29 protein-coding genes and 1 pseudogene are annotated in these 22,721 nt (G+C 62.2%); 14 read left to right on the forward strand and 16 right to left on the reverse strand.

The genetic code is table 11. From position 1 onward, the window contains the following. Nucleotides 1–72: 72 nt before the first annotated feature. Nucleotides 73–624, reverse strand: coding sequence for a DUF2155 domain-containing protein (locus AC1DYC_RS07340; RefSeq protein WP_477405072.1), 552 nt, complete (start codon nucleotides 622–624; stop codon nucleotides 73–75). A gap of 115 nt (nucleotides 625–739) precedes the next feature. Then, the gene (locus AC1DYC_RS07345; protein ID WP_112564327.1) at nucleotides 740–1,138 is read right to left on the reverse strand and encodes an NADH:ubiquinone oxidoreductase subunit NDUFA12; all 399 of its coding nucleotides are present in this window, start codon (nucleotides 1,136–1,138) and stop codon (nucleotides 740–742) included. A 226-nt stretch (nucleotides 1,139–1,364) separates the two neighbouring features. On the opposite strand from AC1DYC_RS07345, the gene panB reads away from it, so the two are divergent. The 3 genes from panB to AC1DYC_RS07360 all read left to right on the forward strand — a co-directional run bounded on the left by panB (nucleotide 1,365) and on the right by AC1DYC_RS07360 (nucleotide 4,428). Beyond that, complete coding sequence (panB, locus tag AC1DYC_RS07350) at nucleotides 1,365–2,195, forward strand: 3-methyl-2-oxobutanoate hydroxymethyltransferase (protein ID WP_477405074.1); 831 nt, start codon at nucleotides 1,365–1,367, stop codon at nucleotides 2,193–2,195. Then, nucleotides 2,192–3,049, forward strand: a complete 858-nt coding sequence (panC, locus tag AC1DYC_RS07355) for a pantoate--beta-alanine ligase (protein ID WP_477405076.1) — start codon at nucleotides 2,192–2,194, stop codon at nucleotides 3,047–3,049. Before panB ends, panC begins: the two co-directional genes overlap by 4 nt. Nucleotides 3,050–3,267: 218 nt before the next feature. Beyond that, nucleotides 3,268–4,428, forward strand: coding sequence for a helix-turn-helix transcriptional regulator (locus AC1DYC_RS07360; RefSeq protein WP_477405078.1), 1,161 nt, complete (start codon nucleotides 3,268–3,270; stop codon nucleotides 4,426–4,428). Between the two features lie 17 nt (nucleotides 4,429–4,445). Here the strand turns inward: AC1DYC_RS07360 and AC1DYC_RS07365 are convergent, their stop codons facing one another. Together AC1DYC_RS07365 and gatB are read right to left on the reverse strand one after the other, a co-directional pair. Beyond that, nucleotides 4,446–4,934 (reverse strand): N-acetyltransferase family protein, encoded by a 489-nt coding sequence (locus AC1DYC_RS07365; protein WP_477405080.1) that lies wholly within the window; start codon nucleotides 4,932–4,934, stop codon nucleotides 4,446–4,448. Nucleotides 4,935–4,938: 4 nt separating this feature from the next. Beyond that, nucleotides 4,939–6,438 (reverse strand): Asp-tRNA(Asn)/Glu-tRNA(Gln) amidotransferase subunit GatB, encoded by a 1,500-nt coding sequence (gatB, locus tag AC1DYC_RS07370; RefSeq protein ID WP_477402160.1) that lies wholly within the window; start codon nucleotides 6,436–6,438, stop codon nucleotides 4,939–4,941. 283 nt (nucleotides 6,439–6,721) lie between these two features. Here gatB and AC1DYC_RS07375 point away from each other — a divergent pair, with 283 nt between their 5' ends. Then, nucleotides 6,722–6,979 (forward strand): YjhX family toxin, encoded by a 258-nt coding sequence (locus AC1DYC_RS07375; protein WP_477405082.1) that lies wholly within the window; start codon nucleotides 6,722–6,724, stop codon nucleotides 6,977–6,979. A 48-nt stretch (nucleotides 6,980–7,027) separates the two neighbouring features. Here the strand turns inward: AC1DYC_RS07375 and AC1DYC_RS07380 are convergent, their stop codons facing one another. Together AC1DYC_RS07380 and AC1DYC_RS07385 are read right to left on the reverse strand one after the other, a co-directional pair. Continuing rightward, entirely contained in the window at nucleotides 7,028–7,459 is a 432-nt protein-coding gene (locus AC1DYC_RS07380) for a CBS domain-containing protein (RefSeq protein WP_112564313.1), read from the reverse strand. Nucleotides 7,460–7,560: 101 nt separating this feature from the next. Beyond that, the gene (locus AC1DYC_RS07385) at nucleotides 7,561–8,343 is read right to left on the reverse strand and encodes a rhomboid family intramembrane serine protease (protein ID WP_477405084.1); all 783 of its coding nucleotides are present in this window, start codon (nucleotides 8,341–8,343) and stop codon (nucleotides 7,561–7,563) included. A gap of 185 nt (nucleotides 8,344–8,528) precedes the next feature. On the opposite strand from AC1DYC_RS07385, the gene AC1DYC_RS07390 reads away from it, so the two are divergent. The 8 genes and pseudogenes from AC1DYC_RS07390 (at nucleotide 8,529) to AC1DYC_RS07425 (ending at nucleotide 14,632) form a co-directional block, all read left to right on the forward strand. Then, a complete protein-coding gene (locus tag AC1DYC_RS07390; protein ID WP_477405086.1) occupies nucleotides 8,529–9,611 on the forward strand; it encodes a WD40/YVTN/BNR-like repeat-containing protein in 1,083 nt (360 codons plus the stop codon). A gap of 5 nt (nucleotides 9,612–9,616) precedes the next feature. Beyond that, nucleotides 9,617–9,910, forward strand: a complete 294-nt coding sequence (locus AC1DYC_RS07395) for a MoaD/ThiS family protein (RefSeq protein WP_477405088.1) — start codon at nucleotides 9,617–9,619, stop codon at nucleotides 9,908–9,910. A gap of 461 nt (nucleotides 9,911–10,371) precedes the next feature. Continuing rightward, entirely contained in the window at nucleotides 10,372–11,010 is a 639-nt protein-coding gene (locus AC1DYC_RS07400) for a PAS domain-containing protein (protein WP_477405090.1), read from the forward strand. Nucleotides 11,011–11,253: 243 nt separating this feature from the next. Continuing rightward, the gene (locus AC1DYC_RS07405) at nucleotides 11,254–11,871 is read left to right on the forward strand and encodes a PilZ domain-containing protein (protein WP_477306333.1); all 618 of its coding nucleotides are present in this window, start codon (nucleotides 11,254–11,256) and stop codon (nucleotides 11,869–11,871) included. 266 nt (nucleotides 11,872–12,137) lie between these two features. After that, nucleotides 12,138–12,746 carry a transglutaminase-like cysteine peptidase gene (locus tag AC1DYC_RS07410; RefSeq protein WP_477281372.1) on the forward strand — a complete coding sequence of 203 codons (609 nt, stop codon included), beginning with the start codon at nucleotides 12,138–12,140 and terminating at the stop codon, nucleotides 12,744–12,746. 162 nt (nucleotides 12,747–12,908) lie between these two features. Beyond that, a pseudogene (locus tag AC1DYC_RS07415) lies at nucleotides 12,909–13,146 on the forward strand (IS1 family transposase); the annotation flags it as partial. Nucleotides 13,147–13,188: 42 nt separating this feature from the next. Continuing rightward, entirely contained in the window at nucleotides 13,189–13,848 is a 660-nt protein-coding gene (locus AC1DYC_RS07420; RefSeq protein WP_477405092.1) for a hypothetical protein, read from the forward strand. 223 nt (nucleotides 13,849–14,071) lie between these two features. Continuing rightward, the gene (locus tag AC1DYC_RS07425) at nucleotides 14,072–14,632 is read left to right on the forward strand and encodes an ankyrin repeat domain-containing protein (RefSeq protein WP_477405094.1); all 561 of its coding nucleotides are present in this window, start codon (nucleotides 14,072–14,074) and stop codon (nucleotides 14,630–14,632) included. Nucleotides 14,633–14,681: 49 nt separating this feature from the next. Here the strand turns inward: AC1DYC_RS07425 and AC1DYC_RS07430 are convergent, their stop codons facing one another. After that, on the reverse strand, nucleotides 14,682–15,209 hold the full coding sequence (locus AC1DYC_RS07430; protein WP_477405096.1) for a gamma carbonic anhydrase family protein: 528 nt from the start codon (nucleotides 15,207–15,209) through the stop codon (nucleotides 14,682–14,684). Nucleotides 15,210–15,311: 102 nt separating this feature from the next. Further along, on the reverse strand, nucleotides 15,312–15,680 hold the full coding sequence (locus tag AC1DYC_RS07435; RefSeq protein ID WP_477405098.1) for a DUF6949 family protein: 369 nt from the start codon (nucleotides 15,678–15,680) through the stop codon (nucleotides 15,312–15,314). Between the two features lie 115 nt (nucleotides 15,681–15,795). Between AC1DYC_RS07435 and AC1DYC_RS07440 the strand changes: the two genes are divergently transcribed. Next, the gene (locus AC1DYC_RS07440; protein WP_477405100.1) at nucleotides 15,796–16,521 is read left to right on the forward strand and encodes a hypothetical protein; all 726 of its coding nucleotides are present in this window, start codon (nucleotides 15,796–15,798) and stop codon (nucleotides 16,519–16,521) included. A gap of 229 nt (nucleotides 16,522–16,750) precedes the next feature. On the opposite strand, the gene AC1DYC_RS07445 is transcribed toward AC1DYC_RS07440, so the two are convergent. The 3 genes from AC1DYC_RS07445 to AC1DYC_RS07455 form a co-directional block, all read right to left on the reverse strand. Further along, entirely contained in the window at nucleotides 16,751–16,954 is a 204-nt protein-coding gene (locus AC1DYC_RS07445) for a DUF3126 family protein (protein WP_006200852.1), read from the reverse strand. A gap of 154 nt (nucleotides 16,955–17,108) precedes the next feature. After that, entirely contained in the window at nucleotides 17,109–17,957 is an 849-nt protein-coding gene (gene cysE, locus AC1DYC_RS07450; RefSeq protein WP_112563436.1) for a serine O-acetyltransferase, read from the reverse strand. 191 nt (nucleotides 17,958–18,148) lie between these two features. Beyond that, complete coding sequence (locus AC1DYC_RS07455) at nucleotides 18,149–18,775, reverse strand: VOC family protein (protein WP_477405102.1); 627 nt, start codon at nucleotides 18,773–18,775, stop codon at nucleotides 18,149–18,151. A gap of 112 nt (nucleotides 18,776–18,887) precedes the next feature. Between AC1DYC_RS07455 and AC1DYC_RS07460 the strand changes: the two genes are divergently transcribed. After that, a complete protein-coding gene (locus AC1DYC_RS07460; protein WP_477405104.1) occupies nucleotides 18,888–19,499 on the forward strand; it encodes an HD domain-containing protein in 612 nt (203 codons plus the stop codon). Nucleotides 19,500–19,524: 25 nt separating this feature from the next. Here AC1DYC_RS07460 and AC1DYC_RS07465 read toward each other — a convergent pair whose 3' ends face one another. From AC1DYC_RS07465 to AC1DYC_RS07485, 5 genes are all read right to left on the reverse strand, one after another. Beyond that, nucleotides 19,525–20,025, reverse strand: a complete 501-nt coding sequence (locus AC1DYC_RS07465; RefSeq protein WP_477405106.1) for a GNAT family N-acetyltransferase — start codon at nucleotides 20,023–20,025, stop codon at nucleotides 19,525–19,527. Nucleotides 20,026–20,073: 48 nt separating this feature from the next. Continuing rightward, nucleotides 20,074–20,445, reverse strand: coding sequence for a hypothetical protein (locus AC1DYC_RS07470; protein WP_477405108.1), 372 nt, complete (start codon nucleotides 20,443–20,445; stop codon nucleotides 20,074–20,076). Nucleotides 20,446–20,466: 21 nt separating this feature from the next. Next, entirely contained in the window at nucleotides 20,467–21,234 is a 768-nt protein-coding gene (locus AC1DYC_RS07475; RefSeq protein ID WP_477405110.1) for an alpha/beta fold hydrolase, read from the reverse strand. Nucleotides 21,235–21,243: 9 nt separating this feature from the next. Further along, the gene (locus tag AC1DYC_RS07480; RefSeq protein WP_477405112.1) at nucleotides 21,244–21,819 is read right to left on the reverse strand and encodes a DUF192 domain-containing protein; all 576 of its coding nucleotides are present in this window, start codon (nucleotides 21,817–21,819) and stop codon (nucleotides 21,244–21,246) included. Between the two features lie 123 nt (nucleotides 21,820–21,942). Continuing rightward, nucleotides 21,943–22,539: a cold-shock protein gene (locus AC1DYC_RS07485; protein ID WP_477405113.1), complete on the reverse strand. Its 597-nt coding sequence runs from the start codon at nucleotides 22,537–22,539 to the stop codon at nucleotides 21,943–21,945. Nucleotides 22,540–22,721 lie beyond the last annotated feature (182 nt).

The following is a 22,721-nucleotide window of genomic DNA, read 5'->3' on the forward strand; positions in this document are numbered from 1 at the left end:
AGAATCCTCCAAGCGCATAAATGCGCGATCGTCCATGGACCAACGCATGGTGGCCATGACGGTTCCGGAGGATCAGTTGGTGTCGGTCGCGTCTGGCTCGGTGGGATCGGGCTGTTCCACAGCCGGGGCCGCGGCGGGCTTCGGCTTGGAGGTATCGACCTTAGGGGTCTCTGCCTCGGCCGCGTCGGGCGGCGGCACGTCCGACTTCTGCTTGCAGCCCTCCAGCCAGACGTCATAGACGGCGTGCTCGACGGCGTTGAGGCCGGGGCTTTCGGCGAACATCCAGCCGGTGAAGATGCGGCGGATCTTGCGGTCCAGCGTGATCTCGTCGACCTCGACGAAGGAATCGGTCTTCGGTTCTTCGTTTTCCGGCCGCGAATAGCAAATGCGCGGCGTCACCTGCAAAGCGCCGAACTGCACGGTTTCATCGATATAGACGTCGAAGGTGATGATGCGGCCGGTGATCTTGTCGATGCCGGCGAATTCGGCGACCGGGTTGGTGATGCGATCGGCGATTGCCGGGGCCGCGGCAGGCTCCTGTGCCGCCGCAAACGCTGGCGGGCACATGGCAACAGCGGCAAGCGCCGTCAGTCCGGCCATCGATGTCAGGCTGAAAATGTTCATGCGGAGATACCGGTGGTTTGGGCCCGGGTGATTCTGTCACGCCCAAGGCTATTCGCCGTTGTCATACCATCAAGCAGCTAAACGCCAATTGTGGCGACAAAAGACCGCCCGGCGGTCAAGAACCAGGCGTCCACGCATCATAATCGCCCGTCACCTGTGGACGGTGCTGATTGGTCAGCACGGAACCCTTCGGGCGATAGGCGGCCGGTGTTCCCGTGAGGTTCGGCTCATGCGCCTTTTCCCATTCGCGCGGGCGATAGTCGTCGCTCGGCGGTGCGACATCGACGCGGTGATGGATCCAGCCGTGCCAGCCCGGAGGGATCGCCGAGGCTTCCGAATAGTTGGCGTAGATGACCCAGCGGCGGGTGCGGCCTTCCGAATCGACGCCGCCCTCATAGTAGACATTGCCGGTTGCATCCTGGCCGACCTTGCTGCCGTGGCGCCAGGTGTGGAAACGCGTTCCCAGCGTCTGGCTGTTCCACCAGGTGAAAAACTGCGTAAGGAAGGTTTTCATCAAAAATCCTCGCGGCGCGCGCGGCGGTGCCTGCTTCCCTGCTTATGGCGTCAGGTCATCGCGAAGGCAAGGGTTTTGCGGCGACTGCGGCACTGACGGCATGCCGAAAGCATAAGCATCGGTCGATCCATTTCGCACCTGCGAACGGCACACTTGCCAAGCCGGCTGCGTGTTCCTAAAGCTCTCATCGCCCGGCGCTGGTCAACGCCGGCCGGGAGGTGAGGAAATGGCCCCAGCCGTCGCCAGGATCAGCGCGGACACGATTCGCGCCCACAAGGGCGGCGTGCCGATTGTCTGTCTGACCGCTTACACCTATCCCGTCGCCCGCCTGCTCGACGACCATGTCGACCTTCTCCTGGTCGGCGACAGTGTTGCCATGGTGCTGCACGGCCACAAGACCACGCTCGGCGCCTCATTGGAGATGATGATCGCCCATGGCCAGGCCGTGATGCGCGGCTCGGCAAAGGCCTGCGTGGTGGTCGACATGCCGGCCGGCAGCTACGAGACGTCAGTCGCGCAAGCCGTTGCCTCGGCGCGCCGCATCGTTGAGGAAACCGGCTGCCAGGCGGTGAAGCTGGAAGGCGGCGTTGACGTGGCCGGTCAGATCGCGGCAATCGTCGCGTCCGGCATTCCGGTGATGGGCCATATCGGTCTGCAGCCACAATCGGTCGAAAAGGACGGCGGCTACAAGATCAAGGGCCGCACACCGGAGAATGTCGCAGCCCTGATGCGCGACGCCGATGCGGTTGAGAAGGCCGGCGCATTTTCACTTGTCATCGAGGGCACGGTCGAGACCGTTGCCGCCGACCTGACCCGGCGCATCGCCATTCCGACCATCGGCATCGGCGCCAGCAGAGATTGCGACGGCCAGATCCTGGTCATCGACGACATGATCGGCCTGACGGTCGACCGGGTTCCGAAATTCGTCAAGGAATACGCCGATTTGCGCAGCGTGGTCGCCGACGCCGCCGCGCGCTATGCGGCAGAGGTGCGCAGTCGCAGCTTTCCCGGACCCGGCCATGTCTTTTCAGCCAAAACGGGCAAGGACAACGCATGAACCAGCCTGTCGTCGTCGACACTGTGCTTGCCCTGCGCGCCGCGATCCGCGACTGGCGGCGCGACGGCCTGAGCATTGCCATGGTGCCGACCATGGGCGCGCTGCATGACGGCCATATCTCGCTGGTCAGGGCCGCGCTCTCGACGGCCGATCGCTGCATCGTCTCGATCTTCGTCAATCCTGCCCAGTTCGCCCCCACCGAAGACCTCGACAAATATCCGCGCCAGTTGGCCCGCGACCTCGATCGGCTGACGCAGGCCGGCGCCCATCTGGCCTTCACGCCGACCGTTTCCGAAATGTACCCGGCGGGCTTCGCCACGAAGATTTCTGTCGGCGGCCCATCTTCAGGCCTCGAATCGGATTTCAGGCCGACCTTCTTCGAGGGCGTCGCCACCGTCGTGGCGAAGTTGTTTCTGCAAGCCCTGCCCGACCGCGCCATTTTTGGCGAAAAGGACTACCAGCAGCTTTGCGTCGTCCGAAAACTCTGCAGGGACCTCGACCTGCCGGTGGACATTGTCGGCGCGCCAACCGTGCGCGACGCGCACGGCCTCGCAATGTCGTCGCGCAATGCCTATCTCGGCGCCGCCGAGCTCAGTGTCGCACGCCAGCTCAACGTCATCTTGCGCCGGGCGGCGGCAGCACTTGCGGCCGGCACCGACGAAAGCAGCGTGACCGCCAAGGCCGCTACCGCGCTTCTCAAGGCAGGCTTCGACCGCGTCGACTATGTCGCCGCGCGCGAGAGCCTGACCCTTTCCCCCTGGCGGCGTGACAGCGATGGCCGCCTCCTCGCTGCCGCCTGGCTTGGCAGGACCAGGCTGATCGACAATGTGGAAGTTTCCTCATTTATTCCCTGAAAGATTCCAAATTCGTTCACTTTGATTTGTATCGCAGCTTGGCGCGAGCGCCCGTAAACAGCGGTCATTCAGGGTCATATCGGCTGGCCTGATAGCGATAACACACCAAAACGTCGCTGTGAGATGTTTCACAGACGCGGCGTACCCGGCAATGTTGTGTTACCTGAGGCAGAGATAATGTGTGACCTGCCACTAAGCTGCGATGCAAACGAGGCTCTATGTCTATCCAGCCCAACATCAACGGTCGCGCTCTGCCGCAGATCGTCGAGGCGATCTACGATTCGATTGCCGATGTCGGTCGGTGGCAGTCGACGCTTGAATCAATCTGCAAATTGGCGATCGGCCGGCTTGCGATGCTGGCGGTCGTCGACACATCAAGCAATTCGGCGCGGTTTTCGATGTGTTGCGGCGATCCCGCCCTGCTCGAGCCGCTGCAGCGCGACTACGCCTCCGAAGTGCCGTTCTTCAAGGCGCTGCCGAAGATGGACATCGACATGCCGTTCACCGTCGATAGCATCTATGCGCTGCAAGGCCCCGACGCCCGGCAGGACTGGATCGAAAGCCGCATCGTGCGCGAGTGGGTTGAACCCAACCGGCTCGACGATTTCTTCTGGGTGGCGCTGATGAAGCAGCCGGCGCGCACCGGCACGCTGATGGTGGTGACCGACAAGGACAGGCCCCAGATTTCGGCCAGGGATCTCGACTTGATTTCGACGCTGGCACCTCACGTCCGGCGCGCAGTGACCATCGGCGACCTGTTCGAGGCCGAGCGGCGCAAGGCTGACATCTTTGCCTCGATCATCGAGAGCCTCGACCATCCGGTCCTGATAGTGGCCGACGATATGCGGATCATCTTCGCCAACCCGGCAGCCGAAGCGTTGCTCACGGAGAACACTTCGGTGTCCTCGGTGCGCGGCCATCTCTCCTTCGCCTACACCAACGCCAACACCGCGATTGGCCGCGCCGTGCAGCTCGGCACCCGCAACGAATTCGCGCTCGGACCTTCAGGCATCAACATTCCCCTGGTCCGGTCCATGGCTCCGGCGGTGGCGCATGTCATGCCGCTGGCGCGACGCGACATTTCGGCCCGCATGTCGCAACGCGCCGCCGCCGCCATCTTCATCTCCGCCGCCGGCGCGCCTCCCGTGCCTGCGCTGGAGGCGATCGCCGCGCTGTTCGGATTGACCGCGGCGGAAAGGCGCGTCGCCGGCCATGTCTTCGCCGGCCTGACGCGGCGTGAAATCGCGACTGCGAGTGGCGTCTCGGACGGCACCATCAAGTCGCAACTGGCGACGATCTTCGACAAGACCGCCACTGGCGACCAGCGAGAGCTGCAACTCCTGATGCGCGAATTGACGCCGCCGCTGCGCTCGGCCTGATCCGCGCCGCCAGCCACCTATCCCAGCGGCTTCTCGAAGATCAGCGCCGGCAATCCCGAATCGCCGCCGCAATTGGCGGTGCTGCCGGCCGGCAAAAATCCCTTGGAACGATAGAAGGCAATGGCCGGTTTGTTGGCTTCTTCCACCTCGACGCGCAAGGTGTTTGCCTCGGGAAAGCTGGCCTCGACCTCGTCCAGCAAGGCCTGGCCGATGCCTTGCCGCTGGCAGGCGGGCAGCACATAGAGCTGGTTCAGCAGCACGATCTTCGCGTCCGTCGTAGCGGCGGCGAAAGCCATGCCGCCGATGCGCTTGCCGTCATCGGCGACGAGGAACTCGGAATTCGGCCGCGTCAGCCGCGCCTTGAGCGAGGCGATCGAGTGCCAGTCGTCGGTGATTTCTCTCACCCGCTCGGCGCCATAGATGGCGTCGTAAGTCGCATGCCAGGTTTCGACCAGCAGCGCGCGGATGGCGGCAAGGTCGCGTTCCCCAGCGGTGCGGACGAACATCTTTTTACTCGATACCGAGCTTGGCCTTGACCAGGTCATTGACCGCCTGCGGATTGGCCTTGCCGCCGGTGGCCTTCATCACCTGGCCGACGAACCAGCCGGCCATGGTCGGCTTGGCGCGGGCCTGCTCGACCTTGTCGGGGTTGGCGGCGATGACCTCGTCCACCGCCTTCTCGATGGCGCCGGTGTCGGTGACCTGCTTCATCCCTCGGCTTTCGACCAGTTGGCGCGGATCGCCGCCCTCGTTCCAGACGATCTCGAACAGATCCTTGGCGATCTTGCCCGAGATGGTGCCCTCCTTGATCAGGTCGATGACGGCGCCGAGTTGCTCCGGTGTGACAGGAGCATTTTCAATGTCTTTGCCGGCCTTGTTGAGCTGGCCGAGCAGATCGTTGATGACCCAGTTGGCGGCAAGCTTGCCGTCGCGGCCGCTGGCCACCTGCTCGAAATAATCGGCGATCGGCTTCTCCGACACCAGGATCGAGGCGTCATAGGTCGACAGCCCCAGCGAAGAGACCAGCCGCGCCTTCTTGTCGTCGGGCAGTTCCGGCAGGTCCTTGGCCAGCGCATCGACATAGGCCTGGTCGAATTCCAACGGCAAAAGATCGGGATCGGGGAAATAGCGGTAGTCATGCGCCTCTTCCTTCGAACGCATGGAGCGCGTCTCGCCCTTGACCGCATCGTACAGCCGCGTTTCCTGGTCGATCTTGCCGCCGTCCTCCAGGATGGCGATCTGACGGCGCGCCTCATAGTCGATAGCCTGGCCGATGAAGCGGATCGAGTTCATGTTCTTGATCTCGCAGCGCGTGCCGAATTCGCCACCGGGCCGGCGTACCGAGACGTTGACGTCGGCGCGCATCGAGCCTTCATCCATGTTGCCGTCGCAGGTGCCGAGATAGCGCATGATGGTGCGCAGCTTGGTGACATAGGCCTTGGCCTCGTCCCCGGAACGCAGGTCAGGCTTGGAGACGATCTCCATCAGCGCCACGCCCGAACGGTTGAGGTCGACATAGGACATGGTCGGATGCTGGTCGTGCATCGACTTGCCGGCATCCTGCTCCAGGTGCAGCCGCTCGATGCCGACTTCGATGTCTTCGAATTCGCCCTGGCGGTCGGGGCCCACAGAAACGATCACCGTGCCCTCGCCGACGATCGGCTGCTTGAACTGGGATATTTGATAGCCCTGCGGCAGATCGGGATAAAAGTAGTTTTTCCGGTCGAAAACCGACTTGTGGTTGATCTGCGCCTTCAGCCCGAGACCGGTGCGGATCGCCTGCTTGACGCATTCCTCGTTGATCACCGGCAGCATGCCCGGCATGGCCGCATCGACCAGGCTGACATTGGCGTTGGGGGCCGCACCGAAAGCGGTCGAAGCGCCGGAAAACAATTTTGCTTCCGAGATGACCTGCGCGTGCACTTCGAGACCAATGATGATTTCCCAATCGCCGGTGGCGCCGGGGATCAGGCGTTTTGCGTCGGGCGTGCGGGTATCGATGAGGGTCATGGTGGCCTGCGTACCTAGAATTCTCGGATATGCATGAGACGCATATTTGGACGTGAAACTTCGCTAGTGCAAACCACCAAAAGAGACAAGGCCAAAGCCGCAGGCTGGCCTTTTCAGCCGCTTTCGCCTATAGGACGCCCATCCCAATGGAGAGTGGATGTCCACTTACGCTCAGTCCCGGTAAGGCCCTGTCCTCTTGATGAGGCAGGGCAGAAAAACCTGAACCCCGTGCCGCGAAACCTCGCGGCGGCGGCTTTTTGTGTTTTCCCGGAAACTGACACACATGGATATTTCGCGCACTGAACAGCGCATCCTGCACCTGCTCGCGCAGGGCGGGCGCATCGAAGTCGAAAAGAACCAGAAAAAACGCATTGCCAACGTCAAATGCATGACGCGAGACGGCTGGCACTATCCAGGCGTCAACCTCGATCTGTTTCGGAAACTGAGGCGGAGGAAGGCAGTTTCGTCTTGCGATGGCGGCCCCTACCGCATCACAAGGCGCGGACTGCAGCTGGTCCGCTCCGAACTCGACAACCGATAAGATAACTCCGCCGGCCGGTATTCCGGTCGGCGGTTTTCGTCGCTTGGGTCAGGCCGTTGCGATATAGGCCCGGATCTCTTCAGCCTCGCGCTCGACATCCTCGATGCGGCGCTTGACCACGTCGCCGATCGACACGATGCCGTCGAGCATGCCGTCCTTTTCCACCGGCAGATGGCGGAACCGGCCTTTGGTCATGATCTCCATGACCTCGTTGACCGTGTGGTTCTCGTTGCAGATCTTCACTTTCGGCGTCATCGCCGAGCGCACCGCGATATCGAGTGCGGCAGCGCCTTCCTTTGCAACGACCCGCACGATGTCACGCTCGGAAAGGATACCGACGATCTTGCGATCGCCATTGGTGATGACCAGTGCACCGATCTTGTGGTCGACCAGGATTCGAATGGCTTCGCTCAGCTTTTCATTTGGCCCGAGCGTGAACACGTCATGGCCTTTTTTCTCGAGAATTGCCTTAACCGTCATGGCGTCCTCCTCCTCCTCCTGCTTGGCTAGCCAGCTCCCCCCTGACCGGCTTCACATAAGAGTGAACATCGTGCGCCGTGATCGGCTGCATTTCAAGTGCGCTAGTGGGGGGAGCGCTCGTCGGGGGTGCGCTGTTTCTCGGGGATTTCCCATTCAGGCGCCTGCCAGCGCCGGTCGAACCAGCGCAATCCGAAGAAGCCGGCAACGAGGCCGCCGATATGCGCCTCCCAGGCGATCTGGCCGACCTCACCGAGCCCGAGACCGTAAAGGCCGGTGACGAGATTGATGACCATCCAGGCGCCGAGAAAATTGACGACGCCGCGCATGCGCAGAACGATCGCGATCGGCAGCACGGGACCGGCAAAGGCAGCCCCGCCGGACGAGCGGTCGGTACGGAACCCAAAGCGCGCCGCCGCACCCATCATGCCCGATATCGCCCCGGAGGCGCCGACCAGCGGCGCTTCGCCGTAGGGATGGACAGCCCAGAACAGCACCACCGCGGCCAATCCGGTGGCGGCGAAAAACAGGGCGAACCAGAACCAGCCGAGACGGTTGGCCAGCGGCGAACCGAAAGCGGCCAGCGCAACCATATTGATGGCAATGTGGGCAAGGCCGCCATGCATGAAGGCATAGGTGAACGGACGGGTGAAGAGGAACCAGTCGAAGCCGTATTGGCCGGTGTAGAGGACGGGGATGAAGGCGCCGTCGGTGAGCAATGTTATCTGCTGCTCCTCGGTCAGCACATATTGCTGCAACAGGAAGACGGCGACGCAGATGCCGATCACCGCCAGCACCACCGGTGGCAGGTTGAACACCGGCTCGCGGCGCGGCGGCGGCGTCTCCTCGGTCTGTTCGGTCTCAGCAGGACTTGTCGGTTCGCTCATTCACTTGGGTCCAGGGATTCGTTCCGCGAGCTTTAGAGCAAGGATGCTTCGGTTGAAACTGCCTTGGGCGGCAGATCTTCTCGCCTTGGCCTCGACGGGTTTAGACTGCAAAAAAGTCGTTGGCTCTGTCGGCTGGGCCCGCGCTCCGCCGTCCTTGTTGAAAGGGACGCAATCGGGAGGAGAAAATGTCAGAAAAAATCCTCGTGCTCATCGGTACGAAAAAAGGCGCCTTCATCGCCGAGAGCGATGGCAAGCGCGGGTCGTGGAAGCTGCGCGGTCCGTTCTGCGAGCACTGGCCGATGAACCATGTCGTCGGCGACCCCGAGACCGGCGCGATCTACGGCGCCGGCGGCAACGAATGGTTCGGTCCGGCGGTCTGGAAGTCGGACGACCTTGGCCAGACCTGGACGCATTCCAGCGAGGGCCTGGCCTATGCGGCTGGCGAAGAACCGATCAAGGCGGTGTGGAGCCTCGCCAGGCGCAACGGCAGCCTCTATGCCGGCGTGCAGCCGGCCGGCCTGTTTCGCTCCAACGACGACGGAGCCACCTGGAGCCACATTGAGGGCCTGCAGCATCACCCAAGCCGCAAGGACTGGAACCCGGGTGGCGCGGGCCTCATCCTCCATTCCATCGTCACGCATCCCGAAGACGAGGAGAAGATCTGGGTGGGCATCTCGTCCGCGGGCGTCTTCCACACCTGGGACGGCGGCAAGACATGGGAGCCGCGCAACCGTGGCACCCGCGCCGACTTCCTGCCCGAAGGACAAAACTATCCGGAATTCGGCCAGTGCGTACACTGTCTGGTGATGGCGCCCGGCAAGTCCGACCGGCTCTACCAGCAGAACCATTGCGGCATGTACCGCTCCGACGATGGCGGCAAGAACTGGCAGAGCATCGAGAAGGGCCTTCCCTCGACCTTCGGTTTTCCCGCGGCCACGCATCCGCGCGACGCCGACACGCTCTTCCTTCTGCCGCTCAACGGCGACAGCGCCGGCCGTTACGTGCCGGACGCGAAGGCGGCGGTCTGGAAGACGCAGGATGCGGGCGCCACATGGCTCGACGAGCGCAAGGGTCTGCCGCAGGAGAACTGCTATGCGGGTGTATTGCGGCAGGCCATGGCGACCGACAGCCTCGAGCCGGCCGGAGTCTATTTCGGCACCAGCGGCGGCTCGCTCTTTGCCAGTGCCGACGAAGGCGAAAACTGGTCGGAGATCGCTCAGCATCTGCCCACGATTCTGTCCGTCGAGACGATGGTGTTGGGCGAGTAGGGCAAATGTCGGAAAACCCCGCCCGCAGTGTGCACCATGTCATCGCGCGGCTCCCGGGCGTGCTCGTCGACCTGTTTCCTGGCGCGCCGCGCCGGGTCGAACTGCCGGCCGCGACTGTAAGGGAAATGATCGACGGGTTGGACGCGCTCTGGCCCGGCATGCGCGACCGGATGTGCGATTCCCGCCCTGCCATCCGCCGCCATATGAACGTCTTCGTCGATGGCGAGAAGGCAACCCTGGAAACCAGGCTCGCGCCCGGCACCGAGGTTTTTATCCTGACGGCAATCAGCGGCGGTTAGGCCAGGAAAGACAGGTAGCCCAGCCTCCCGACGATATCCCTGGCCGCCCCCTGGCCGTAAGCGAGGGATCAGTTGGAGGGATCCAGCTGGTGGCGGCGCGTATCGCTCGCCTACTCGCTGGCCGCAACGCGTCTCGACCGCGAATCACCGGGCGCGAATCAAAAAGAAGCCGTCCAAGGTTTCCCTTGAACGGCTGGTCGAGGCCCCTACTCCCCTAAAACTCTTGACTGAAGTGCTGCCGATCGTTGCGAAACGACCGCTTCTGGAGTGGTTTTTATGTGCCATGACGACCGTCGGCGCGCAACGTAAACCACTTGTTAACCTTAACGTTCCCGACCCGTGAACAAGTGTTAACGACGCTGGCACGCATCCTGCTCCGGAACGCATGTAGGTCATCGGAGGGCGCCCTTTCTGTTCACCGATGGGACCATCAGACGGCAGAATGCGCGGAGTTTCGTCACATGAACCAGAACGGATCAATCACGCTGTTCCATTATTGGAACCGGCTGCGTGATCGGCGTCCTGCCCCAAGGCGTTCGGAGGTCGAACCGGCTGATATCAAGACGCTTTTGGCCGACACATTCATCCTGGAAAGGGATACGCGCGGCGAAGCGGTGTTCCGCCTTGCCGGCACCAGGCTTTGTGCCGGCTACGGCCGCGAACTCAAGGGCTTTTCGTTTCCCTCGCTGTGGCGCGGGAAGGACCAGCGGCTGGTGTCGCGGCTCATTCACGGCGTCTTCGAACAGAAATCCGTTGTCCTCATCACCTATGAGGGGTTCAGCCGCAACGGCCGTTCCAACCGCTTCGAACTGCTTGCACTGCCGCTCGACGGCGGCGTCGAGAACCCGCGCTGCCTCGGCGTCATCAGCGCCGTCGAAAAGCCGTTCTGGCTGGGCGCCGACCCGATCACCGACGCGCTGATCGACACCATCCGTGTTATCGATCCCGACAAGGAACCGATGTTCCTGAAAAACCGGCCGGAGATATCCGTTCCCTCACTGGCTCCCACCGAGCTCGAAGCACCTGAAACCATCTCGGCGCTCGGTCGGTCGCGACGCATCCGCCACCTCGTCGTGTTCGAGGGAGGGCGTGAGGGATAATGCATGTCGCTCAAAAGTGGTCCGATTTTTAGAAAACGATTTGAGAAAACGACACACATAAAAATGGAAGCCTGAAGCGCATGGCCTGAATGGCCTGAGTCCGTTCAAACTTTAGGCTCAAATCCCGGGCACGATCTTAAGTATTGGCGGCCCGCTTTTCCCCTTTGTTAACCTGATTTGCTGTAGCGTTTTGGCGTGAAGTTCCACGCACGACGCGGGAATGCCAACGGGGTGTAGGCAGTCATGAGGTCAGCGGCGGTCGAATATGCGCCGTCCCGCGCCGAAAGGCGTAACTTTCAGCGCGTCCGGGTCAAGATCTACGGACGGTTCATGCTGGAGGACCGCACCGAACACCCGTGCCAGGTGATCGACATGTCGCCGGGCAATGTTGCGCTGCGCACCGAGCGTATCGGCATGCCGGGCGAAAAAATCATTGCCTATATCGATCATATCGGCCGCATCGAGGGCGTGGTGACGCGCACCTCGCAAGATGGCTTTGCCATGACCGTCATTGCCTCGGACCGCAAGAAGGACAAGCTTGCCGCGCAATTGACCTGGCTCGCCAACAAGCACGAGCTCGATTTGCCGGAAGACCGTCGTCACGAACGCGTGGCGCCGCGCAACCCGACCAGCGTGCTGCAGCTCACCGACGGGCGCCAGTACCAGTGCCGCATCATCGACCTGTCCTTGTCGGGCGCCGCGGTCGAGATCGACGTCAAGCCGGCGCTCGGTATCCAGGTGATGCTCGGCACAATGCGCGGCCAGGTGGTGCGTCATTTCGAGGACGGCGTTGCCATAGAATTCGCTGTCATCCAGCGCCCGGAAACGCTCGATTCCGAGTTCAACGCGCCGCGCGCGTGAACGATCGGCAACACGCGGTAAAAAACGAACCGGCCCTTCGCGGCCGGTTTTTTTGTTACCGGCATTCCGCATGTTCTGCTTGTAGCGGTGCGGCACCTCCGCACCCCCGACACTCCACTTTTGCGTCGAGACCTGAACGATTTTATATTAAAATAGATCAAATTTTACGCTTATTCTATTGGGGTTTTACTCAATGTCTACTTCGGGTTTTTGCGTGAAATAAATCGACCCGTGTCATTGTCTCCTCAAACGGGGAGACTGACCAAATGGCGAAGACGTGGGGCAAGCTGTTGCTCTTGGCAATGGCGATGCAGCTTTCCGCTTGGGGAACGGCGCAAGCAGCAGGGCCGGCCTACATGCACACTGGCGGCCGCACCACACAGCCGGTCGGTCACTACGAATTCTGTCAGAAGCTGCCGCAGGAATGCGCGCAGCGCACGCCCAAGCAGGCGCCGGTCGAACTGACCCGCAAGCTGTGGGCGGCAATCGTCAACGTCAACAATTCGGTCAACACCCGGATCGTGCCGCGCACCGACATGGAAATGTGGGGCAAGGAAGAGGTCTGGTCCTATCCCGACAGCGGCTTCGGCGATTGCGAGGACTATGCGCTGGAGAAGCGTCGCGAATTGATGGCGCTCGGCGTTCCGGCCGGCAATCTGCTGATGACCGTGGCGCGCCAGCCGAATGGCGACGGCCATGCGGTGCTGACCGTGCGCACCAGCCTTGGCGAGTTCATCCTCGACAACCTGGAATCCAAGGTGCTGTCCTGGACCGACACCGACTACACCTACCTGAAGCGCCAGTCCGACACGAATTCCGGCGTCTGGGTAACGATCAACGACGGCCGCGCCGACGCGGTTGCCAGCGTCCGCTAAGGACGCGGAAACAAGAAATCGCGCCCGCTAAAGGCAGCGGAAACAAGAGATACGTCCGCTCAGGACGCAACGAGAAAGCCCGGTCGAGTCCCCACCCTCCCCGTCCCCAACGACCGGGTTTTAGGAGCCGGCCCCGTCCCCGGGCCGGCTCCACCATTTCTACTGCACATGCGCCGCTTCACCCGCCTGACCAGCGGCTTTTCCAAGAAGGTAGGCTCATGCGACGCCGTGGCGCCCCACTTCACGTAATACAATTTTGTTCGCATCCACGTTACGCATGACGCCTGCGATGGCCGCTAGCGTGACCGACAAGCTTTGGAAGATTGGCGATATCGTTGCGCTGATCGAAGCGAAGGAAGCCGAAAACCCGACCGCTCGCGGGCCATACAACAAGCGATAAATCTGATACTGTCTTTTCCCTCCCGTCGGAGGGTGATTATTCATGCCCCGTCATCGCACTATGCTGACCGATGATGGTTTGAACGTTGGGAGGTGGCAAATGCGCTTATTCTCTCCATTCGCTCTACGGACTGCTCGAACCCTCGCACTCCTGCTGCTGGCTCTCACACTTGCTCGCCCGGTCAGTGCACAAACCACGGCGTCCGACGACACGATCCAGGTCATTGGTCAGCAGCAGAAAGTGATCAGTCAAACATACAAAATGGAAAGGTACGGCGAGGGGGTCATCTATCTGGAAACTCTTGCGCTGCTCGCAGCCTATGGGGGCTGGTCGCGCTATGACCCAGCAACCGCAGCATCGATGGGGACGAAGCGGATAGAAAACCTTAAACTACATGAAATGGTGGTGGGACTAAAGCCGGGACTGATCTATGCAAAGAAAGCAGTACAGCGAAACAAAAGCGTGTCTGAGGACGAACTGAAACGGTTTTCAGATATCCATCATAATGTCGAGACTCTATGCGCGGTGGCAATTGACGTGCATGACCTGCTTGCGGACGGCAAGATCGACGAAGCCAACGCTCTCTATCGCGACAAATCTATCCCCTTGATAACCGCGATAAAGGCCGATTCATACACACTGATTTCGAGCTTTGAGGACAAGATTGATAAAGCTGCGCTTCATGCTCGTATCGCCAAGTAGGATGACGGGCGCTTGTCGCCGACTCGATTTCAAAATGACCCACTACCAAGGCCAGTTCCTATTTGCCAAGAAATGCGCCCTCAAAACGACGATGAACGCTTGATATCGAAAGGTCACTGACCTCATCGAGCCGTCAGGCGCACCTGAAGATCGCGACACACCTTTTCAGACACAGAAGATCGAAGCACTATATGCCGTTGGTCTCACCTTCTGGATCACGGCGATGTTGGAAATCCCGGAAGATCGGTGCGAGCGCCATCGTCTGTTCAAGGCGATCGACGATGCGTTCAAGGCCGGTGATTTCGAGGGACTCGGCGTGGCACTGGGCGGCTCGCCCCGCTGGTTCGACGAGCGCATGCCGTTCGAGCTCGGCCTCGGGCATCCGCTGGAATATGCGATTTATTGGAGCCCGGCCGGGTTCATCTCGACCTTGCTGGATGCCGGCTCGGATCCGAATTATCACGATCACGGTGGGTTTCCGGCAATCATTGCCGCACTGTCCACCGACCGAACCGATAGGCTGGAAATCGTCCGGGTGCTGATCGACGGTGGCGCCGACCCCAACATGCGGGGCGTGAACGACTGGACGCCGCTTCACTATGCGATGGCCATCCGCAGTGTCGATGCGATCCGCCTTCTTTTGGCCGCAGGCGCCGACCCGGCGCTCGAAACGCGGATTGATGACTATACGACGCCCCTCGAGGAAGCAGACAATGCCGGCTTTGAGGCCGGCGCTTCATTGCTGCGCGATGCGATGGCCGGGCGCGGCTCCGGCAGACGGTGAGTTGGACGCAATGAAACCGCCCGCGACCGGGAGACCGGTCACGCTGGCCTCAAACCTTCTGCAGCCCGGCCTTGAAGCGTTTGCCGTTGGCGACGTAGTGCGCGGCCGAGACGCGCAGCCTGGCGATTGCGGCGTCGTCCAGCGTTCGGATTACCCGCGCGGGCGAGCCGACGATCAGCGAATTGTCGGGGAATTCCTTGCCTTCGGTAACCAGTGCGCCGGCGCCGACCAGCGAGTTGTTGCCGATTCTGGCGCCGTTCAGCACGATGGCGCCCATGCCGATCAGGCTGTTGTCGCCGATCGTGCAGCCATGCAGCAGAGCGCGGTGGCCGATCGTGCAGCCTTGCCCGATCGTCAGGGGAAAACCGGGATCGGTGTGCATCACCGTGTGTTCCTGGACATTGCTGTCGGCGCCGATGACGATTGGCTCATTGTCACCGCGGATGACCACGCCAAACCAGAATCCGGCATTGCGGCCGACCTTGATGTCGCCGATCAGCGTCGCGTCGGGCGCAATCCAGTTCGAGTCGGCATCCTCGAAATGAGGCGCCTTTCCGTCGATCGCGTAGGTCGGCATTTTTTGTCTCCGATTCGTCTCAGGTCGGAACGAACCCTAAAACAATGCCGGCAAAATCGCGCAACGGTTTCTCCTGGGGAAAGCCGCTCAGCGGTTTTCAGTTCAAGACGGATACCGGTCCAGCGCTTCCACCAGAAGCTGAACCGCTCCTGGTGAATCGATGCCCCACGAGGCAATGGCGATCAGCACGATGCCCTGCGCCAGCGCCCAGGCCATCACGGTGCAGCCACAGGACATCAGCATCAGTGTCGAAATACGGCCCTCGCGCCGCGCATCCAGCGCATCGTTGGCGAGCATGAACGGCCCGGCGCAAGCGGTTGCGGCCAGCGAGCGCAGGATATGCGACGGCGACACATAGGGCTCGGCAAAGGCAAGCCGGCGGCCCGCCGCCAGTTCCATCACGGATCCGGTGAGCCCGCAGGCGGTAAGCCCGACGGCAAAAGCGAAGAGAACGGGCAGCAGCAGGCTCATCTTTACCTTCCGTTTACCATGAAATCGCACAGTCGCATCCGACAGTCGCGGTGCAAGAGCCATGCCGCGGCATGTGTGCCGTCCAAGGACAGAGGGCGGTGATTGGGGGATTGGGATGAAGCAGGCAGCGACCGCCGAAGAATTCAGCGTCGTCGATTCCGTCCTGATGAAGCGGGTGTTCTATGCCTTTGCAGCACTGGCACTGCTGTCGCTGGCGATCAGCCTTGGCGGAAAATGGTTCGGCCGCTCGATAGCCATGGCGGGCTACACCGACGACACCACGATTCACCGTGTGGTGATCGGCAACAATGTCATTGCCGTGCCGGCCAACGCTATCCGCTTCCTGCAGGCGCGTCGCGACGGCCTCGCTTCGCGCCTCGACCTCTATTTGCGCTATCCCCAGATGGAGGGTTACAGCGAAGCTGCCCGCGACGACTTCAACCACACGGGAACGGCCAAAAACATCATCTTCCTGTCGTTCGAACCGCAAATGATGTCGCGCGACATGAGCGGCCGTTTCGCGCCGATCTACAGCGCGCTGATCGACCAGCCCGGAACGCCCGGCCCCGGCGGCACGATGATTTACGGCTTCAGCGAGAAATCAGGTTATCTCAACGAGGTGCTTGCGGTTGCCGGCCGCCCCGGCAAGGATCCGTTCGTCGCCCGCTGCCTGAGCGGACCGACAGCCGAGGAATCACTGGCGCCCTGCGAACGCGACATCCAGGTCGGCGACAGCCTCAGCCTGACCTACCGCTTTCCCCGGGAGTTTCTGGGCAACTGGCAGGCGCTCGACGCGGCCATCGTCGCCAAGGCCACGGACGTCCTCAAGGCAGCGAGATAACGCCGCTTCGTCATCCACGGGCGGAGCGGGCGCAAAGCCGCGCGGACCCGCCCTTCGGCGGCGCAGCGGGTGTAGAACTTGCTATTGGAAGAGCAGGGAAGGTAGTCCCGGACCGCCGCATTCCTGGGCCGATGTCCCGGCATGGATCCCAGGGTCTCCGCGACGCCGCTGCTCCGCCCGAAGGCGCCACAGACTGCCGCCAATCGCCAAAGTCTGTGCCGGACCGGGCTCAGGCCAGATCGATGTCGAGGATCGCCATCGAGAAATTATAGTCGCCGTCGTCCTCGTCCTTGAAGACGATGCCGAGGAACTCGTCGCCGACATACACCTCGGCCGAATCTTCCTTGCGCGGCCGCGCCTTCACTTCGAGTTTGGGATTCTGGAAGACGCGCTTGAAATAGGCGTCCAGCTTTCTGATTTCGTCCGGCTTCAAAAGTCTTCTCCGATCGTCGGGCTTGCTCGTTGGAACGCGCTTCTGGCACGTCGACAATGGCGATGTAAAGGCAAGCCGGCTGGATAGAACGCGAAGTTAAGGGGCAACAGCGCCGGCAGCCGGACTTCAAGCCCGGCACACCGGATCGTGCAAATCAGATGTCGAAGCTGACGACCTGGTCCATCGACTGCGACGGCAAAAGCTGGTCCATCTGGCGCGAAGGCTGGTCGCAGCCGGTCTCGCCAACGACGCGGGCCGGCACGCCTGCAACCGTCTTGTTGTGCGGCACAGGCGACAGCACCACCGAGCCTGCGGCGATCTTCGAGCAATGTCCGACCTCGATGTTGCCGAGGATCTTGGCGCCGGCGCCGATCAGCACGCCGTAACGGATCTTGGGGTGACGGTCTCCGCCGGCCTTGCCGGTGCCGCCCAGCGTCACACCGTGCAGGATCGACACGTCGTCCTCGATCACCGCCGTCTCGCCGACAACAAGGCCGGTGGCGTGGTCGATGAAGATGCCCTTGCCGATACGGGCGGCCGGGTTGATGTCGGTCTGGAACACCGAAGACGAGCGGCTCTGCAGATAGAGCGCGAAATCCTTGCGGCCCTGGTTCCACAGCCAATGCGCCAGCCTGTGCGTCTGGATTGCGTGAAAACCCTTGAAATAGAGCACCGGCATGATGAAGCGGTCGCAGGCCGGATCGCGGTCGTAATAGGCCTGGATATCGACACGCACGATCGACGACCACTCCTTGTCGTCGGCCAGCATCGACTTGAAGGTCTGGCGGATGAGGTCGGAACCGATGTCCTGGTGCGCAAGCCGCTCGGCCAGCCGGTGGATGACCGCCTCTTCCAGGCTCTCCTGGTTGAGAATGGTCGAATAGAGGAACGCTGCGAGCAGCGGATCACGGTTGACCGCTTCCATCGCCTCATCGCGGATCGAGCGCCAGATCGGATCGACCGGCTGCACCATTGTTGGGCGGGCAATCGTAATGCTGTTCATCGACGTCTCCGGCCTGCCGGCTTGTTGTCCGGCCGCACATATAGGCCAGATCATAGCACGATTGAACTCAATTTTCCTTAGTGCTTGATCAAATGGATTTGGTTCACGCGGATTCAAGCCGCCATGGAAAACGAACCCTTGATCCCCGAGAACCGGAAAACGGGCCTTCGCGGCGCCGATGACGCCACCTTTCAGGTCGGCAGCGGCGTTCCGGCCTGTTCCGCCACCATGTACTCGGCATACCAGTCGGGCCAGTTGACGTCATGCTGCCCGCCGGTCCGCTTCTCGTGCTCGCCATGTGCCGCCGCCGCGCGCCGAAGTGCTGCCGCAACTTCGCCCACCGAGGTGAATACCGTGTCGCCTGCGTCCACGCGCCCGGGCAAACGCTGGGTGATCTCCTGCAGGATGAAGCTGTTACCATCCGGGTCGCTGAACGTGACATAGGAGGAATAGCTGCGCCCTTCCGGATGCCTGCCGCTGACCGGCGGCTGCCCGGGCCCCGCACGGTGGAACACCTCGCTCGCCTCGACGCCGCGCGCCACGAGTTCGGCATGTGCGGCGACGATATCGGATACGACGAGGTAAAGTCCTTTTGCCGAACCTGGCGCGGCTGTCGTCAGGCCCTTGCCGAAATGGATCGAGCACGGCGATCCCGGTGGCGTGAACTGCACGACCCGGAACGCATCACCGACGACGAAGTCGGCGTCGAGCCGCCAACCCAGGCCGCCATAAAACTGTTTGGACCGCTCAGCATCCGTAACGGCAATGATGACGGCCTCCAGCTTCATGTCGATCGTTCCCGGCACGGTATTCGTCATGTCAGCCTCCTCAGTTGAGATGGAATGGCAACATTCCCCAGAGCCCCTGCCCGCGCAAGGTTCCAAATGATTGATTTTGACTCCGAGGGGCTGAGATCGGTTAACTGGACAGATGACAAGCTCGAAGGACAAGCACTTGATCGACGAACCGCTGAAGCGGCAACTCTCGGCGCTCTATCGGGCCGAAGACCGCCACTACCACAACCTCAGGCATATCGAGGCGATGCTGGCGCTGGCCAAGGATTATCGCGCGTCGCTGCATGACCCCGAAGCCGTCGAGGCAGCGATCTGGTTCCATGACGCGGTCTATGACAGCAAGGTCAAGGACAATGAGGCGCAAAGTGCGGCCCTCGCCGAGAAAGACCTGGCTGGACGCACCGACGCGGAGCGCCTGAGCCGTATCAGCGCAATGATCCTCGCCACATCAACGCACCAGCTGCCGTCGTTCGACGATGCGGCGGCAATCCGGGACGCCAGCCTGTTCCTCGACATGGATCTGTCGATCCTGGGCGCCGCGCCGGCTGCGTTCAACGCCTATGAGCGTGCGGTCCGAAGGGAGTATGCCTGGGTCGAGGAGCCGATGTGGCGCGCCGGCCGCGGCGCTGTCTTGAAGACTTTCCTCGCTCGAGACCACATCTTCCACACCGATGAGTTCCGGCAGCGGTTTGAACCGCAGGCGAGGCTGAACATAGCGCGCTCGATCGAGGCACTCGCGGCTGACTGACCAGAAACTCTGCAGGGAAAGCCGGCTAGTCCGGAAAAGTTTCCATGCGTTGCTCATACGACTTGAAACCTGCGCGGCTGTAGACCGATTGCGCGGCCGGATGGTCATAGGTGTCGGTATGCAGCCAGACCCTTTGCGGCGCATGCGACCAGACGGCCCGAAGAGCCCGGTCGAGCAGGAACGGTCCGAGCCTGCAGCCATGGAAGGCGGGAACCAGCCCGAAATGGACCAGCTCGACGTCAGGCTGGCCAACGCCGTTGAATTCGCACAGGCCGGCGGCGCTGCCCTCGACGCGCAGCACATGGATGTGTGTCGAGGGCAGCGCCAGCAGGCGCTCGAGGTCTTCAGCGGCCATGCGCAGCCGCTGGTCCCACTGCACAGGCTCGCCCACGGCGCGGTAGAGGCTGATGTACCTGGCGCTGTCCAGCCTCTCCAGCGCAACCGAGACGCCGGCTGCCGGCTTGGCGCGGGCGGGCGCCGGATCGGCCTGGCGCATTTCCATGTAAGTGACGAGAAGATCAACCAAAGCGGTACCAAGACCGCGACAAGCAGCAAGGCTGCGGCCGGCGCGCAATCACGTAAAAGCGCCGATCGTCGATGCCATTGCCGCCAGCAGCGCCAGCCCGCCCGCCACCGACAGCCCGTTCAGGACAATGCCCAGCAGCCCAAGCCCGCGACTGTCGTTGGAGCGCGCCAGCGCCATCACACCGAAGACCACGCCGGCGACATGCGCCACCGGGGCTGCAAGCAGAAACACCAGCATGAAGAAGCCCGTCGCAACGCCCTGCGCAAGCTGCGATGCGTCGCTCGGCATCGCCACCATGATGGCGATCGCAACCGCTCCGGCGGCGAAGGCGGCCAGCGCAAGTATAACGGAACGTTTGCCGAGCTTTGTCGGCACGACCTCGCCTGTAACGGCGGCCGCGCCCCTTCCCCACTGCGCCATAGTGCCCCCTTGCCGTCCGCCTCAGAGCGGATTTTCGGCATAAAACTGCAGCACGCGCTGCTTGAAGGTCTTGTCGCCGACGGCCAGCATATGGTCGCGGCCATCGATGTGAAACGCCCTGGCATTCGGCATCAGCGCGGCCAGTTCGTCGGGCGAACCGCCGATATCGTCTGTCGTTCCGACGGCAATCAGCGTCGGTTGGGCGATGCGCGTCATGTCATCCTCGCTGAGCAGTTCGCGCGAGGTGGCTATGCAGGCCGCCAGCGCCCGGCGGTCGCTGCGCGTCTGATCGGCGAAGGCGCGAAACGAGCGGCCGCGCGGATGGCTGGTGGCGGCCGGATCGTCGGCCAGCAGCGCTTCGGCGATCGGATCCCAGTCGCCGACGCCATCGACCATGCCGATGCCGAGCCCACCGAAGACCAGCGTCGCCACCTTGTCGGGATCGGACAGCGCCAGGAACGCCGAGATGCGCGCACCCATCGAATAGCCCATGACATGCGCACGGCCGATGCCGAGATGGTCGAGCAGAGCTGCCGCATCAGAGGCCATTTTGGCTGGCGTATAGTCGGCCTCGTCATAGCTCTTCGACGACGAGCCATGGCCGCGATTGTCGAAGGCGATGGCGCGGTAACCGGCATCGTTCAGCGTCTTGAACCAGCCCGGCGATACCCAGTTGACGTAGTGGCTGGAGGCAAAGCCGTGGATCATCAGCACCGGATCGCCGGCGCCCGACGCCGGCTGGCGGTCGAGGAAGGCGAGGTCGAACCCGTCGTGCGAAAAGAACTGCATCGACACCACTCAACCAGCGCCGGGCGTTGGCGAATCGCCCTTGTCCAGCGGCGGCACACCCGGCCCGGATGCCGTGCCGACAGCCGGATGGCGCAGCAGATCGCCATACTCGATGCCGTTTTTGGCCGCGATGCCGGCCTTGAGCTCGAGCACGAAGCGCACCGGCACGCCTGGCGAGATGACCGCATCGGAGAACGGATCTCCATGCTTGACCGCCCGGATCTTGCCGTCCTGGCCGACAAAGATCAGGTCGAGAGGCATCGGCGTGTTGCGCATCCAGAAGCCGACCTGCTTCTGCATCTCGAAGACGAACAGCATGCCATGATCGTCCGCCATGTCCTGGCGGTACATCAGGCCGGCCTCGCGCTCCGCTTCGGTGTTTGCGACTTCGATGGTGAAGGATTTGTCCCCGCCTTTCGTCGTCACCACCAGTGGTGTCGGATCGACGGGAAGGATCATCGCCTGGCTGTCGCCGGCGGCAGCCTGTTGGGACGCGGTCGGCCGCCCCGAATAGAAGTAGGCGCCGGCGGCCACGGCAACGATGACGCAGAGCGCGCCCGCAGTCAGCCAATTCCTGTGCGCCATCTGAAATCCTCGACCGGAAACCATGATCCCGAAAAGTGGTCTCAGGTATTCGGATAAGATCGTGGTGAAACCAAGAAAACAAGGAAAGAGAGCCGTCCCGAATTCGTCGGGATGGCTCGCGTCCTAATGCGCGACCGGCAAGGTGCCCATATCGGGGTGGATCTCGGCAGCCATAAGGCCTTTGTCACCGCGACCGAAACGCACCAGCACGACCTGTCCGGGCCTGAGCTCGGTGATGCCGTAGCGGCGCAGCGTCTCCATATGGACGAAGATATCTTCGGTGCCCTCGCCCCTGGTCAGGAAGCCGAAGCCCTTGGTGCGGTTGAACCACTTCACCAGCGCCCGTTCGAGACCGCTTTCCGGCGTCACCGACACATGGGTGCGCTGTTCCTGCATCTCGGCCGGGTGGATCGCAGTGGTGGTGTCCATGGACAGCACCCGGAACGCCTGCAGGCCGCGGTCGCCATGCTTGACGAGGCACACGACACGCGCGCCCTCCAATGCAGTCTGGAAACCGTCCTTTCGGAGACAGGTGACATGGAGGAGGATGTCGCCCGAAGAACCGTCATCGGGAAGGATGAAGCCGTAGCCCTTTGCCACGTCAAACCATTTGATGGCGCCGGCGATTTCGACCAGATCGGCGGTATCGCCGCCGCTGTCGCGCCTCAGGGCGTCGTCAAGGTTCTCATCCCGCCTCGTGAAAGAGGCCCTATCCCCCATAAGAACGCCCCCTTTTTTTCAAGAAAACCGCAAGTGATTCTTGATATCAGATTAACACCGCCGCTTCCGGGGTGTGCAAGACCTGACGTGCCTTTTTTCACGGTTCGATACAAGAATAGCTAATTAGTTGTTTGCCGGCGTTACCAGCGGGCGGCACGGCGGGTCGATCGCACCACCAACCG

This window comes from Mesorhizobium sp. P2_E7 (assembly GCF_056403855.1).